The organism is Clostridium sp. 001 (assembly GCF_019056555.1).
Taxonomy (GTDB): Bacteria; Bacillota; Clostridia; order Clostridiales; family Clostridiaceae; genus Clostridium_B; species Clostridium_B ragsdalei.
The window spans coordinates 2,261,097-2,275,825 of the sequence record NZ_CP020473.1 but is presented as its reverse complement, the minus strand read 5'-3'; the positions used below and the strand labels follow the sequence as shown (position 1 = coordinate 2,275,825).

15 protein-coding genes and 7 tRNA genes are annotated in these 14,729 nt (G+C 33.0%); 19 read left to right on the top strand and 3 right to left on the bottom strand.

Going from position 1 to position 14,729, the window contains the following annotated elements:
- The first annotated feature begins 55 nt into the window (after positions 1-55).
- Entirely contained in the window at positions 56-811 is a 756-nt protein-coding gene (locus tag B5S50_RS10580) for an acyl-[acyl-carrier-protein] thioesterase (protein WP_065076950.1), read from the top strand.
- Between the two features lie 24 nt (positions 812-835).
- Here the strand turns inward: B5S50_RS10580 and B5S50_RS10575 are convergent, their stop codons facing one another.
- Complete coding sequence (locus B5S50_RS10575) at positions 836-2,065, bottom strand: NAD(P)/FAD-dependent oxidoreductase (RefSeq protein WP_217303725.1); 1,230 nt, start codon at positions 2,063-2,065, stop codon at positions 836-838.
- A 391-nt stretch (positions 2,066-2,456) separates the two neighbouring features.
- On the opposite strand from B5S50_RS10575, the gene B5S50_RS10570 reads away from it, so the two are divergent.
- From B5S50_RS10570 to B5S50_RS10530, 9 genes are all read left to right on the top strand, one after another.
- On the top strand, positions 2,457-2,834 hold the full coding sequence (locus B5S50_RS10570) for a CoA-binding protein (RefSeq protein ID WP_217303724.1): 378 nt from the start codon (positions 2,457-2,459) through the stop codon (positions 2,832-2,834).
- Positions 2,835-3,024: 190 nt separating this feature from the next.
- Positions 3,025-3,840, top strand: a complete 816-nt coding sequence (locus B5S50_RS10565) for a pyruvate, water dikinase regulatory protein (RefSeq protein ID WP_217303723.1) — start codon at positions 3,025-3,027, stop codon at positions 3,838-3,840.
- Positions 3,841-4,065: 225 nt separating this feature from the next.
- Positions 4,066-4,140: transfer RNA gene (locus tag B5S50_RS10560), tRNA-Glu, on the top strand.
- 15 nt (positions 4,141-4,155) lie between these two features.
- A tRNA-Val gene (locus tag B5S50_RS10555) sits at positions 4,156-4,231 on the top strand.
- 5 nt (positions 4,232-4,236) lie between these two features.
- Positions 4,237-4,313 (top strand) — tRNA-Asp (locus tag B5S50_RS10550).
- A gap of 144 nt (positions 4,314-4,457) precedes the next feature.
- A tRNA-Glu gene (locus B5S50_RS10545) sits at positions 4,458-4,532 on the top strand.
- Positions 4,533-4,547: 15 nt separating this feature from the next.
- Positions 4,548-4,623, top strand: a tRNA-Val gene (locus B5S50_RS10540).
- Between the two features lie 5 nt (positions 4,624-4,628).
- Positions 4,629-4,705, top strand: a tRNA-Asp gene (locus B5S50_RS10535).
- A gap of 5 nt (positions 4,706-4,710) precedes the next feature.
- Positions 4,711-4,786 (top strand) — tRNA-Thr (locus B5S50_RS10530).
- A gap of 50 nt (positions 4,787-4,836) precedes the next feature.
- Here the strand turns inward: B5S50_RS10530 and B5S50_RS10525 are convergent.
- Positions 4,837-5,823: an ATP-binding protein gene (locus B5S50_RS10525; RefSeq protein ID WP_065076946.1), complete on the bottom strand. Its 987-nt coding sequence runs from the start codon at positions 5,821-5,823 to the stop codon at positions 4,837-4,839.
- Positions 5,816-6,814, bottom strand: coding sequence for a DnaD domain protein (locus B5S50_RS10520; protein WP_065076945.1), 999 nt, complete (start codon positions 6,812-6,814; stop codon positions 5,816-5,818). Before B5S50_RS10520 ends, B5S50_RS10525 begins: the two co-directional genes overlap by 8 nt.
- Before the next feature lie 356 nt (positions 6,815-7,170).
- Here B5S50_RS10520 and B5S50_RS10515 point away from each other — a divergent pair, with 356 nt between their 5' ends.
- The 9 genes from B5S50_RS10515 to fabZ all read left to right on the top strand — a co-directional run bounded on the left by B5S50_RS10515 (position 7,171) and on the right by fabZ (position 14,708).
- On the top strand, positions 7,171-8,238 hold the full coding sequence (locus tag B5S50_RS10515; RefSeq protein WP_065076944.1) for a nitronate monooxygenase family protein: 1,068 nt from the start codon (positions 7,171-7,173) through the stop codon (positions 8,236-8,238).
- Positions 8,239-8,276: 38 nt separating this feature from the next.
- On the top strand, positions 8,277-8,753 hold the full coding sequence (locus tag B5S50_RS10510) for a MarR family winged helix-turn-helix transcriptional regulator (RefSeq protein WP_065076943.1): 477 nt from the start codon (positions 8,277-8,279) through the stop codon (positions 8,751-8,753).
- Positions 8,746-9,726, top strand: coding sequence for a beta-ketoacyl-ACP synthase III (locus B5S50_RS10505; protein ID WP_065076942.1), 981 nt, complete (start codon positions 8,746-8,748; stop codon positions 9,724-9,726). Before B5S50_RS10510 ends, B5S50_RS10505 begins: the two co-directional genes overlap by 8 nt.
- A 69-nt stretch (positions 9,727-9,795) precedes the next feature.
- Positions 9,796-10,734: an enoyl-[acyl-carrier-protein] reductase FabK gene (gene fabK, locus B5S50_RS10500; protein ID WP_065076941.1), complete on the top strand. Its 939-nt coding sequence runs from the start codon at positions 9,796-9,798 to the stop codon at positions 10,732-10,734.
- A 21-nt stretch (positions 10,735-10,755) separates the two neighbouring features.
- Entirely contained in the window at positions 10,756-11,694 is a 939-nt protein-coding gene (gene fabD / locus B5S50_RS10495) for an ACP S-malonyltransferase (protein WP_065076940.1), read from the top strand.
- A 10-nt stretch (positions 11,695-11,704) separates the two neighbouring features.
- Complete coding sequence (fabG, locus tag B5S50_RS10490) at positions 11,705-12,451, top strand: 3-oxoacyl-[acyl-carrier-protein] reductase (protein ID WP_065076939.1); 747 nt, start codon at positions 11,705-11,707, stop codon at positions 12,449-12,451.
- A 25-nt stretch (positions 12,452-12,476) separates the two neighbouring features.
- Complete coding sequence (fabF, locus tag B5S50_RS10485) at positions 12,477-13,715, top strand: beta-ketoacyl-ACP synthase II (RefSeq protein WP_217303722.1); 1,239 nt, start codon at positions 12,477-12,479, stop codon at positions 13,713-13,715.
- Positions 13,716-13,717: 2 nt separating this feature from the next.
- Complete coding sequence (accB, locus tag B5S50_RS10480; RefSeq protein WP_065076937.1) at positions 13,718-14,230, top strand: acetyl-CoA carboxylase biotin carboxyl carrier protein; 513 nt, start codon at positions 13,718-13,720, stop codon at positions 14,228-14,230.
- A 22-nt stretch (positions 14,231-14,252) separates the two neighbouring features.
- Positions 14,253-14,708, top strand: a complete 456-nt coding sequence (fabZ, locus tag B5S50_RS10475; RefSeq protein WP_217303721.1) for a 3-hydroxyacyl-ACP dehydratase FabZ — start codon at positions 14,253-14,255, stop codon at positions 14,706-14,708.
- Positions 14,709-14,729: the final 21 nt, after the last annotated feature.

Sequence of the window (14,729 nt, the reverse complement as noted above, 5' to 3'; positions counted from 1 at the left end):
TTATATTATAATATAAATGTAATAGAAATTTCTAAGATAAGGAGGGTAAATAAAATTGGAAAATGTAGTTACTGAAAAAGAATACGAAGTCCAATACTATGAAATAGATTTTAGAAAGAAATTGCTTGTAACAAGTCTTATGAACTATTTTGAAGATGTATCTACAAAACAATCAGAAGATATAGGAGGAGGACTTGATTACTTAAAACAAAAAGGGGTAGCCTGGGTACTGTATAAATGGGATATACATATTAATAGGTATCCTCATTATGGTGAAAAAATAACAGTTCAAACTAAAGCATATTCCTTCAGAAAGTTCTATGGATATAGGACTTTTAAGGTTTTAGATGATAAGGAAAATGTCATTGCATCAGCCAATTCAATATGGCTTCTTATAGATAAAGAAAAACGTAAAGTAATTAGGATAACTGAAGATATGTATAAAATGTACGGTGTATCTGGAAATGAGATAAAACCGTTGATTATTAAAAAAATAAAGTTACCAGAACAGTTTGATATAGAAAAAGGTTTTAATGTAAGGTACAGTGACATAGATACCAACAGGCATGTCAATAATGTTAAGTATGTAGATTGGATTGTGGAAACTATACCTCTTGATATAGTACTTAATTTTACTATAAAAAATCTAAATATAACTTATGAAAAAGAGGCATTATATGGAGAAAAAATAAAAATATATACTGAACTGAAAAAGAAAGAAAATAGTTATATATCTCTGCATAAGATAGTGGATCAAGAGGAAAAAGAATTATCAGTGATAGAAGCGGTTTGGGAAAAGAATGAAGAATAAAAAGCAGAGAGAAAGGCTGATGAATTATGTTTCAGCAGCACTTTTCCCTGCAGTAAATCCCGAACTCCAGGCCCATTGTAAATTAAAACCACCACAGTCACCATCCACATCCAAAATTTCTCCTGCTAAATATAAATTTTTTATTTTTTTTGATTCCAAAGTAGTGCTGTTTACTTGAGAGGTGTCTACTCCTCCACAGGTAACTTGAGAATTTTTGAAGGAATTAGTATCATATACTGTAAATTCCCAGGATTTGAGTAAGTGACATATATTCTTTTTTTCCTGCCAATTTAATTCACTACATGATTTATGAATATCTTCAATGGATGATTCTCTTAAAAGTATAGGTATGATTTTTTTATTTATTACTCCTATGAATGAGTCGAATATACTTCTGTAACCAAAAGTTCCCCAGCGATTTTCCAGGAACTCTACTAAATCCTTTTCTTCAAAATCTGGAAGCATGTCAATTTTAATCTTAACGGACTTTTTACTAAATAAATTACAGGAAGCTATGCGACTTATGTCAAGTATAGGTGGCCCTGATATTCCGTAATCTGTAAATAATATTTCTCCATATTCTCTTTTTTGTATTATATTATCCACAACTATGTATACATACCCATTAAATTTTACTCCCGATAGGGCTTTTAAATGAGTATAGCTTAATTTCAACTGTACAAGGCCAGGAAGGGGTGGTATTATACTGTGGCCAAGGTTTTTACATAGGGTAAATCCCGAACCGTCAGATCCTGTATTAGGGGCAGATTTACCACCTGTACATAATATTAGTTTATTACATTCGTAAATTTGATCATTACAGTATATTTTAAAGGATTTTTTACCAAAAGCTATATTACCGACTTTTGAATTTAAATAAACAGGTATATTTCGATCTTCAATAGCCATTTTTAATATATCTAGTACGGAGGATGATTGAAGAGAGAGGGGATACATCCTTCCGTTTTCCAAAGTTGTAATTGGAAGACCTAGTGAATTAAAAAAGTTTATTGTGTCGTCAAGGGAAAAATTATTTAAGACACTTTCAAAAAAATGAGTATTATTACTGTGATATCTACAAAAATCTATATTTTTATTAGTTATATTACATCTCCCATTTCCAGTTGATAATATTTTATTTCCTATTCTACTTTTAGATTCTAAAATTGCTACGTCTTTTCCTCTGTCTTTTGCCGTAATTGCAGCCATGATACCAGAAGCACCTGCACCAATTACTATGATTTCATGAAACATGTAGATACATCTCCTATTTAATAAAATTCATTTATCCGATCGCTATCAGTGCTAACCCCCTCATCTTTATTAAAGTGGGGGATAAGTACTGTTACGCGCCTGGATAAGTTCTTCCCCTAAAGGATAACGTATTCTAAGTGCTAAAGACACTAAGAATACTGTTAATAAGGTTCAGCTAGAGAAAGTCATCCTTATAAGCAAGCTCCATCTGAACCTAAGAATCACTTGATAGTTATATTTTAACTTACTTGTACTTCTTTTAATACAGTTTGCAAAAAAATATATATTTAACTGCAGTTTGTAATATAATAAAAACAACATTATAAACATGAACGAGGTAAAAATTCATTTCTATTATCTTATATATTTTGTAAAAAGGAGTGTTGTCCAAATGGAAGCTGCTAATTTTCTATATTATAAGAACTGGGTAGTAGTTGGCGATGTGTCTAATGAAGAAAAATATGCTTTTAAAATATTAAGTTCTCTTAAGGGCGCAATGTATAATGCAGAGGGAGTGAATCCTAGAGATGCTAGCGGGAAGGTACACAAATCTTTAAGTGAAATACCTTTTAAAGTAGATGTACTTGATTTGTGCATAAATCCTAAGACTGGTATTGATATAGTTAAAAAAGCTTTTGAAATTGGCATAGACAAAATATTAATACAGCCAGGTGCAGAAAGTGAGGAAATATTAAATTTCTGCAGTAACAATGCAATTGATGCAGTAAAAGGATGTGTACTTGTAGAACTTACGAAAAAACATCAATGAATCTTACTTAGTGGGAGTTCGGTTTCTCCCACTAAGTCTAGATGAATTATCTAGGGGCGTAGCTACTGTTATCTCCCGCTTTGATAGAAAAGCAGATATCCCAAATCTTTGATTTGGTGATAGTCGCTTTCACAGAGTGCGTGGGAGTGTTACAGTAGGTAGCCATCAAATAAAGTTTAGGGGGTTTTTTATGCTTAAAATATATGCAGTTTCTGACTCTATAGGTGAGACTGCAGAACTTGTTGCTAAAGGTGCTGCTAGCCAATTTTATTCAGAGATAGAAGTACACAGGGTGCCTTATATAAAGAGTTATGAGGATGTAAATGAATTTATAAATGGGTTAGAAAGCAAAGAAAATATCATGGTTATATCTACAATAGTCCTTGTAGAAGTAAGAGAATTTCTAGTTCAAAGGTGTGTAGAATGTGGTATTCCTATAAATAATATTTTAGGACCTTGTATAAGTATGATATCAAGGATACTAAATAAAATACCTGAATATAAGCCAGGTGCTGTATGGGAAATAGATTCTGAGTATTATAAAAAGGTAGAGGCAGTAGAATTTGCCATAAAGTATGATGATAGCAAGGATAATTCAGGAATAAAATATGCGGATGTTGTTCTTTTAGGTCTTTCTAGAACTTCTAAAACGCCACTTTGTATGTATCTTGCAAATAAGGGAATAAAAGCTTTGAACATACCGCTTATGCCCGAGGTACCTGTGCCAGAGGAGCTGTTTGACATTGATAGAAAAAAGATTGTAGCTCTTACTATAGATCCAGTGCACTTAATAGAAGTAAGAAAACATAGAGTAGATAGATACAATACTACATCTAATAGGTTTAAGTATGCAAATGAAGAAAGGGTTCTTCAGGAACTGGAATTTTCAGATAAGGTTATAAGAAGATTAAGGTGTAAGGTAATAGATGTGACAAAAAGGGCAATAGAAGATACAGCATTAATTGTAATGGAATATATAGGATATATGGAATCAAAAGGTTATTAAAGTACAAATTTTATTATAAGAAAGCTGTTTTTTGCTTTTAAATCCAAAATTATATAAGAAATTTTAAAATATAAAATTGACCTAATACGTTGATATATAAGGAATCGTGAAGAAAAGTTCAAAGATGTCCAATAAAATATCACAAAAAAGTATTGACACTTTATAAAATATTTTGTATTATAGTGTATGTCAGGTCGTCAGGTACGACTTAATAAAACAGTATAAGGCCCCTTGGTCAAGTGGTTAAGACACCACCCTTTCACGGTGGTAACAGCAGTTCAAGTCTGCTAGGGGTCACCAAGAGTAAGTATATGTGGGCGCATAGCTCAGCTGGGAGAGCATCTGCCTTACAAGCAGAGGGTCACAGGTTCGAGCCCTGTTGTGCCCACCACATATGGCTCAGTAGCTCAGCTGGTTAGAGTGCCGGCCTGTCACGCCGGAGGTCAAGGGTTCGATCCCCTCCTGAGTCGCCATTATCTATGGTTATGCATAGATTTGATTTTTAAGTTTAACTTAAAGAGAAGTCTACACTTAAGGTGAGAGTTACTTGTTTAAGTTAAAGTTCTTAGCTTATGCTGTGTAGTAATAGTTAAAGATTTGCATTGACAATTAAATAAGGCCCCTTGGTCAAGTGGTTAAGACACCACCCTTTCACGGTGGTAACAGCAGTTCAAGTCTGCTAGGGGTCACCAAAAGTAAGTATATGTGGGCGCATAGCTCAGCTGGGAGAGCATCTGCCTTACAAGCAGAGGGTCACAGGTTCGAGCCCTGTTGTGCCCACCACATATGGCTCAGTAGCTCAGCTGGTTAGAGTGCCGGCCTGTCACGCCGGAGGTCAAGGGTTCGATCCCCTCCTGAGTCGCCATATGTGCTGGCATGGCTCAGCAGGTAGAGCAACTGACTTGTAATCAGTAGGTCGTGGGTTCGATTCCTACTGCCAGCACCAAAAATAAGAATGTATTTTTAAATACATTCTTATTTTTTTTATCTAGATATTTATTTGAAATTTTTATTTTGTATATTTTGTTTTATTCTTATGTCTTCTCCGAAAAACTTATACAAGGTAAATTCTCCAAGCAACCTAGAAGAAATTCTCTCTGAATAGCATTTTAAAATTTCTTCTAAGTCATAGTTTGTGGATACAAGCATTTTGCTTTGTCTCAATAGTTTTTTATTTAAAAGGTTAAATAGTTCAGTTTTAGAAAAGTCCGTTATTTGCTCAGATCCTAAATCATCTATTATAAGTAAATCACAATTCATTAAAATATCTTCTAATTCTATATTATTGTTGAATCTTATATCTCTTAGGTCTTTAATCAAGGATTCAGAGGTTCTATAAATTACTAAAAAACCTCTGTCTATCAATTCTTTTGATATACAATTTGACAAGAAGGTCTTTCCTGTTCCGGCAGATCCATAAAATAATAAATTTTCGCTGCAGTTAGAAAAGTTTTCTATGTATTTCCACGATGTGGATGCTATTACTTCTATATTTTTTCTAGGACTTGTAGGGTTTCCCTCACTTTTGGTGGAGGAATATAGCTGAAAGTTAAAGTTATCGAAGTTATTCTTAGCTAACATATTTTTGAAGTCAGAATTGCTGTAGTAAAGTTTAATAAGTTTTTGTTTATAGCAGTCGCATTTTTTGTTTCCAATGAATCCAGTGTCTTTGCATTTATCACATTTATAGGACATATCTAAATAATTTACAGGATAATTATTAGATGTTAAAATATGAGCTTTTTTTATCCTTAAATCTGAAATTTTTTGGTGAAGTTCCTTTAAGTAAATATCCTTGTTTGAGACATTGTTTAATATATTTATTGATAATTTTAAGGAAAGTCTACCTATTTGATTTTGTATGTTTAATACTTCAGGTAGTTTTTTTTTAATTTCTTCCTTTCGAAAGCCTAAAGCTTTTCTATCATCGTCTCTTATTTTTTCATATATTTTCATTATATTAGAGTGATAGCTCTTAATCATTCTTATCCCATCCTAGTAGTTTTTTTTCTAAGTCTTTAAAGTCATAGTTTCTCTGTTTAAAATTGTTAAAAGTTCCTTTTGAACTTTTATTTTCTGTAATTCTTTTTACATTTTTAAAATTGCCTTTATTTACTTTCTTTAAATCCTTTTTTTCTATATCTTCTAATGTCTTAATTTTATCTTTATTCCAGCTTGTTAATATTCCATCAATATATTTAAAGTCAGCCTTATTTATTCTTTGAAAGCATATGTCACAAGCTTTATATATAATTTCAACTGAGAAATTGTAAGCTTGAATCCATTTAGAAAGTAAATCCTCTTGGGGCTTCATTATTTCTCCATCTTTTATACCAAGATAGCCTAAAATTTTTCTTATTTTAATCCATTTATCTTCATGTTTTTTTATAAAAGACTGGGCATCATTTATATCTTTTATTTTAGCGTCAAACCAAGATATTGCAGTTTTTTCTATATATCTGCTGTTGGTTTTTCCTTTTAAAGCACAGTATTGAACTAAAAGAAGTATAATCTCTGGAGAAAAATTAAAATCATTTAACCAGCTTATGTACATAGTCATTTCTTTTGAAGATAAGGTCCTACCTAAGGATTTTTCTATATCTTCAAGCATATCTTTAATAGAAGTTTTATTTAATTCTTCAAGTAAATTTATATCATCTTCTTTTTCATTGTCTCTATCTGATAAATCTAAGAATTCTATATTATAATTTCCCATATTGTCAACGGGTACCATTTTAATAACATTTTCGTCATTCCAGTAGTTCCAGGCGTTTAATACATCCGTTTCTAAAAGATGTAAAGCACTTGCAACAATTTGAGAGCTAACTCCTAATTCACCTGATTTGCAATATTTTAGCCCAAGCAGGTATACTTTAACAAATTCCCCTCGGGCTTTAGGCATAAACTTATCTATAAAAACGTTGCTTACAGGAGTATAGTTAGCTTCAGCGGTCTTAAATACAAAAGTACTCATATATTTTTTACCTACCTTTTATAAGCTTTGTTTTAAAAAGCTATCATATAAATATTATAACAAAATATAAAAAGTATAACAATGTAATACTTTTGGAATTATTTTCTATATTTAAGTTTACTAACTTTTCAATTTATTATATTATAGAGTTTAAAGGCATAGTTTTAAACTATTTTGTTTTAATATTATATTAAAATTACTTGATTATACTAAGGTAAATAGGATAAAATTAAGTTTTAGGATATAGTAGTCTTTAATCTTAAAATTTTAAGATGCTGGACAGTTAAAAGTTTTTAATATATACTTTGAATATCAAAATATTCGAGTATCAAAAATTATTTGAAGGAGGGGGTCACATGAAATTACCTCCATTGATCATAGGAGATCTAAAAGCTAAAATACCTATTATACAAGGTGGAATGGGTGTAGGAATTTCTCTACATAATTTAGCACAGGCAGTAGCAAATGAAGGTGGTATAGGTATAATTTCTACAGTGCAGATAGGATATAGAGAACCAGATTTTGAAGCTAACCCAACGGAGGCTAACCTTAGAGCATTGAGAAAGGAAATACAAAAAGCTAAAGAATTAAGTCCCAAAGGTATAATTGGAGCAAATATTATGGTGGCTATAAATGATTATAATGATATGGTAAAGACCTGTATTGAGGAAAAAGCTGACATTATAATATCCGGAGCAGGACTTCCACTTATTTTACCTAAACTTGTTGAGGGAAGCAGCATAAAGATAGCACCTATAGTTTCTTCAGGGAAGGCAGCTTCTCTTATAATTAGACACTGGTTGAAAAAATATTCTAGACTTCCGGATTTAGTTGTAGTAGAAGGACCTAAAGCTGGGGGACATTTGGGATTTCATTTAGAACAACTACAAGAAGGAAAAGAATGTTTAGAAGATATAGTATGTGAAGTAATCAAAGTAGTTAAATATTTTAGAGAAAAATATAATAAGAATATTCCTGTAGCAGCAGCTGGTGGAATATATACAGGAGCTGATATTGCAAAATTCTTCAAGTTAGGTGTAGATGCAGTACAGATGGGAACACGTTTTGTGGCAACTGAAGAATGTGATGCTAGCATAAACTTTAAAAAGGCATACATAGATTCAAAAAAAGAGGATATAAAAATAATAAAAAGTCCTGTAGGGCTTCCTGGAAGAGCTTTAAGAAATAAGCTTATAAGGCAAGCTGAAGAAGGGAGAATTGCGCCTAAAAGATGTTACAATTGTTTGAAAAAGTGTAATCCTAAGGAAACTCCTTATTGTATATCCAGAGCACTGATCAATGCTGTTAAAGGAAATATAGATGAAGGGCTTATTTTTGTTGGAAGTAACGCTTATAAGGTAAACAAAATTGTAAAGGTTAAGGAACTTATGAAAGAGCTAGTTTTAGAAGCAGAAAATATTTGATATAAGTGGCGTAAATTAATTGTCAAAGTGGTGATCTAGTGAACAAAGGTATAAATGTTATAAATGAATTGTTAGTAGATCTTTTTAACGATATTCTAGTAATAGAACAAAAATCCCTTCAATATGCAACATTTAAAGATTTATCTGTAACGGAGGTACACACTATAGAAGCTATAGGTATGGATAAACTGAAGAGAATGAAAGATGTTGCCTGTCAACTAGATATAACTATGGGGACCTTAACTACGGCCATAAATCGTTTAGAAAGAAAGCAATATGTTACACGAACAAGGAGTAAAGAAGATAGAAGAATTGTATACATACAGTTGACCCAAAAAGGAAAACTTGCCTTTAGAGTTCACCATAAGTTTCATTCTAATATGGTTGAAGAAATCGTAGGAGAGTTAACGGAAGAAGAAGAAGGGGTTTTAATTAAATCATTGGAGAAACTCAATAATTTCTTCAGATCAAAGTATAATCTAAAAATTGGATCAAAGGAGAAGAATAATGAATAAAGTAGAAATTACAGGTACAGGAAGCTATGTTCCTCCCAAGATTGTGGATAATAATGATCTGTCTCTCATAGTAGATACCAGTGATGAATGGATAACAAGCAGAACAGGGATAAAGGAGAGAAGGATATCTCAAGGAGAAGATACCTCAGATATGGCAACAAAAGCAGCTATAGAGGCAATTAAGGATGCTAAAATAAGTGTAGAAGATATTGAACTTATAGTACTTGCAACTGTTACTCCGGATAGCTTTATGCCTTCTACCGCCTGTATAGTTCAGAAAAATATAAAGGCAGTAAATGCTACATGCTTTGATGTATCGGCAGCTTGTTCAGGTTTTGCATATGCAATGGATATTGCAGTTCAATTTATAAGGGCTGGAAGGTTTAAAAATGTTCTTGTCATAGGAGCAGATACATTTTCTAAAATACTTGACTGGAAAGATAGAAGCACTTGTATATTGTTTGGTGATGGTGCGTCAGCTGCATTTTTGCAAAGTGGAGAAGAAGATCAGATACTTTCAACTTATACTGGATCAGATGGAAGTAAGGGAGATTCATTAACATGTCCTGCAGTAGCTGTAAACAATCCTTATGTTGATGGTGTTACAGGCACTATTAAGAGTGTAGTTGGAATGGAAGGAAGAGAAATATTTAAATTTGGAGTAAAAGTTTTAGAAAAATCAGTTAAAGCCCTACTTCAACAGGCTGATTGTACTTTAGAAGAAATTAAATATATAATTCCTCACCAGGCAAATTACAGGATAATAGAATGCGCAGCAAAAAAACTTGGAATAGGTATGGATAGGTTTTATATCAATTTGGATAGTTATGGCAATACTTCTGCTGCAAGTATAGGGATAGCCTTAGATGAAGTTCGCAAAAAAAACTTAGTTAAAAAAGGGGATAAAATACTTATTGTAGGTTTTGGAGGAGGATTAACCTATGGAGGATTTATATTAAAGGTAAATTTATGATTGATATAAAACTCTGGAGGTTAAGAATGATATTAGGAAAAATTAAAGAGGATAAAGGGAGGTTAATTTATGATTAATTCTGTATTTTCAAATATGGTAGGAATAAAGTATCCAATTATTCAAGGAGCAATGGCTTGGATTGCAGACAGCTCACTAGCAGCTGCGGTGTCAAATGCAGGAGGACTTGGAATAATTACTGGAAACGCACCACTTGAATGGGTAAGAGATGAAATACGAAAGGCCAAAAAACTTACAGATAAACCTTTTGGCGTAAATATAATGCTTTTATCAGAAACAGCTGAAGCAGTAGCTAAAATGGCATGTGAAGAAAAGGTTAAAGTTGTAACTACTGGAGCAGGAAATCCAGGAAAGTACATAGATATGTGGAAGGAAAATGATATAAAGGTTATACCTGTTGTAGCATCTGTAGCATTAGCTAAAAGAATGGAAAGAGCAGGAGTCGATGCAGTTATTGCAGAAGGCTGTGAATCTGGAGGACACGTAGGAGAGCTTACTACTATGGCATTAGTACCTCAAGTAGTAGATGCTGTAAGTATTCCTGTAATTGCAGCAGGTGGTATTGGAGACGGAAGAGGTGCAGCAGCTGCTTTTATGTTGGGAGCTCAGGGGATACAGCTTGGAACTAGATTTTTAGTTGCAAATGAATGTACAGTCCATGAAAATTATAAAGAAAAAGTGTTAAAGGCAAAAGATATAGACACACAGGTTACAGGTAGGGTGACGGGTCATCCCGTTCGTGTTCTTAGAAATAAACTAGTGAGAAAATTCCAGCTGCTAGAGAAAAATGGAGCACCTATGGAAGAATATGAAAAATTAGGAAGAGGAGCACTAGCAAGGGCAGTTCGTGAAGGAGATATAGATAACGGTTCTGTTATGGCAGGTCAAATAGCAGGACTTGTATGTAAAGAACAAAGCTGTGATGAAATTATTCAGGAAATATTTAAAGAGACTCAAGAGAACTTAAAAAGAGTTCAAAATATGTTTTAAAAATAATATTTGGAGGTATATATGGGTAAAATAGCTTTCTTATTTTCAGGACAGGGAGCCCAGTACGTAGGTATGGGAAAAGACCTTTTTGAAAATATAGATGTATGTAAAAATGTGTTTAAAGATGCGGATGAGGTATTGGATTTCTCAATAAGTAATATGTGTTTTGAAGGTCCGGAAGAAGATTTAAACAAAACTGAAAATACCCAACCTGCAATTTTAACTACAAGTATAGCAGCTTTAAGAGCATTGGAGGGCTTTGGAATTAAGCCAGATATAGCAGCAGGTTTAAGTCTTGGTGAATATTCAGCTCTTGTATGCAGCGGTGTTATGGGATTTAAAGAAGCAGTTTCCCTAGTTAAAAAGAGAGGAAAGTATATGCAGGAGGCAGTGCCTGAAGGTATTGGTACAATGGCCGCAATACTAGGATTAGATTATGTAAAAGTGGAAAAAATATGTGCAGATAGTTCTTCTTTTGGTATAGTGGAAACTTCAAATATGAACTGTCCTGGTCAGGTAGTAATTGGAGGAGAAATAGAAGCGGTAAAAGCTGCTTGCAAGCTAGCAAAAGAGCGAGGAGCTCGCAGAGCTATAGAGCTTTCAGTTAGCGGACCTTTTCATACTTCTATGTTGAAGCCAGCAGCAGAAAAGTTAGAAGGAGAATTAAATAAATTATCCCTTAAGGAGTTTTTAATTCCAGTTGTAACAAATGTTACAGGGGAGATAATTGAAAAACTGGATAAGGTAAAATCTTATTTGAAAAGGCAGGTTATGAGCACTGTACTCTTTGAGAAAAGTATAAACACTATGCTTGAAGCAGGGGCAGATACTTTTGTAGAAATAGGGCCTGGAAAGGTTTTGAGTGGATTTGTAAGAAAAATAGACAGAAAAGCCCTTATATTAAATGTTCAGGATATTAAATCATTAAATTCTACTGTGGAAGAATTAAAAAATAGATAGGAGAATTAAAATGGATATTGTTAGTAAAAAGGTAGCGGTAGTCACAGGTGGAGCTAAAGGCATTGGAAGAGCCATTGCACTTAAATTGGCAGAAGACGGATTTAATATAGTAGTCAATTATAGAAGCAGCTTAAATTCAGTAGAAAAAGTAATAGGTGAAATTAAGGAAAGAGGTTCTGAAGCTATTGCAGTGCAGGGTGATGTAAGTGTATTTGAAGATGCAAAAAATATTATGAAGCAAGCAGTAGATACTTTTGGTAGAATAGATGTACTCGTAAATAATGCAGGGATAACTAGAGATGGACTTATACTTAGAATGAAAGAAGAAGACTTTGATAAGGTAATAGAGGTAAACTTAAAAGGAGCCTTTAATTGTATAAGACATGTGAGTCCTATAATGGTTAAACAAAAAAGTGGTAAAATAATAAGTATATCTTCAGTAGTAGGAGTTACAGGGAATGCTGGCCAAGTAAACTATTCTGCAGCAAAAGCCGGAATAATAGGCATTACGAAGTCTACAGCTAGGGAATTAGCATCAAGAGGAATAAATGTGAATGCTGTGGCACCTGGTTTTATAAAAACCGATATGACAGAAGTTCTTTCAGATAAAGTTAAAGATGCTACATTAAATAATATACCTCTAAAAAAATTTGGAAGTGCTGAAAATGTAGCAAATGTAGTAGCTTTTTTAGCATCTTCTAGTGCAGATTATGTAACAGGTCAGGTAATAAACGTAGATGGTGGAATGGTAATGTAAAAATTTTTAAGGGTTGGTGAAAGATATGGAAAAAAGAGTGGTAATTACAGGACTTGGAGCAATTACACCAGTAGGAAATGATACCGATACATTTTGGAATAATATAAAAAATGGAGTTTGTGGAATAGATTTTATTAAGGCTTTTGATGCAGAAAATTATAAAGCAAAAGTTGCAGCAGAAGTTAAAGGATTTGATCCACATGAACATTTAGACAGAAAAGAATCAAAAAGGTTTGACAGATTTTGTCAGTTTGCTATGGTTTCAGCAATGGAAGCTGTAGAAGATTCTAAACTTGATATTGAAAGTGTAGAGAAAGAAAGATTTGGAGTAGTTATTGGTTCAGGTATAGGTGGAATAGGAACTATAGAAAAACAACATTCTGTGTTAGAGGAAAAAGGACCTAACAGAATAACTCCTTTATTTATACCAATGATTATAAGTAATATGGCTGCTGGAAATATAGCTATAAAATTTGGAGCTAAGGGACCATGCAGTAATATAGTTACAGCTTGTGCTACAGGTACAAATTGTGTGGGTGAAGCTTTTAGAATGATTAAAAATAATCTTGCAGATGTAATGATAGCAGGTGGAACCGAAGCATGTATTACACCATTGTCTATGGCTGGATTTGCTGCAGCAACTACTTTAACTAAGAGTACAGATCCTAAAAGAGCATCTGTTCCTTTTGATAAGGAAAGGGATGGATTTGTAATGGGAGAAGGTTCTGGCATATTGATATTGGAGTCTTTAGAGCATGCTCAAAAAAGAGGAGCTAAAATATATGCAGAATTAGTTGGATATGGTTTTACATGTGATGCATACCATATGACATCACCAGCACCAGGTGGTGAAGGTGCAGCAAGGGCTATGAGCCTTGCTATAGAAGAAGCTGGAATTGAAAAAGAAGAAGTATCTTATATAAATGCTCATGGAACAAGTACAAAAATAAATGATAAAGTTGAAACAGAGGCAATTAAAAAAGCTTTTGGAGATTATGCTAAGAATATACCTATAAGCTCTACAAAATCAATGACTGGACATTTGCTTGGAGCTGCAGGAGCAATAGAGGCTATAATAAGTGTTAAGGCTTTAGAAGAAGGAATTATACCTCCTACAGTAGGATATAAAGTTCAGGATGAGGAATGTGACTTAGATTATGTTCCAAACAAGGCAAGAGAGGCTGAACTTAAATATGTTATGTCTAATTCTTTAGGATTTGGTGGACATAATGCAGTGATTTTATTAAAAAAGTGGAGTGAGTAAATATGGACTTTAAAGCAATTGAAAATATGATAAAAACTATGGATAATTCAAAGCTTGGATATTTAGAAGTTAATTGGGATAACGTATCTATAATTATGAAAAAGCAAGGTGAAGAAGGAAACATAAAACAGGTAAACATAGTAAAAGAAAATGGAGAAAATATAAAACCTGTTTTTCAAAAACAAAGTGACAAAATTGAAGTAAAAGAAGATAATATAGATAAGGTTAAAAAATCTGAAGAAAAAAAAGATGACGATATAGAAGGTGACAACATAAAAGATGTAAAGTCACCTATAGTAGGTACTTTTTATAATTCATCAGGACCTGAAAAACCTGTTTTCGTAAATGTAGGATCTAAAGTAAAAAAAGGAGACACTCTCTGTATAATAGAAGCTATGAAACTTATGAATGAGATTCAAAGCGAGGTAGATGGAGAAGTAGTGGATATTTTAGTTAAGAATGAACAAATGGTAGAGTATGGTCAGCCACTATTTAAAATAAAAACTGAAGCTTAATAGCTGTGGGAGGAGAATACTTATGGAACAAGATGAATTTAATGTGAACTTTGGAATAAATGAAATAAAAAAAATTATTCCTCATAGATATCCATTTCTTTTGTTGGATAAGGTAACCTATATGGAGCCAGGTAAAAAAGTTATAGCATATAAGAATGTTACTGCTAATGAATATTTTTTTCAGGGACATTTTCCAGAAGAACCTGTAATGCCTGGAGTACTTATAATAGAAGCATTAGCTCAGGCTGGAGCTGTAGCTATTTTAAGCAAAGAAGAATTTAAAGGAAAAATAGCTTTCTTTGGAGGAATAAGTAAGGCAAAATTCAGAAGAAAGGTAGTGCCTGGGGACACACTTAAATTAGAAGCAGAAATTGTAAAAATTAAAGGACCTGCAGGAATTGGAAAGGCAGTAGCCTATGTGGAAGGCAAAAAAGCTGCTGAAGGTGAATTGTTGTTTATGATAGGAGACAAAAATTAAATTGTCAGGAGTTGAATTTTA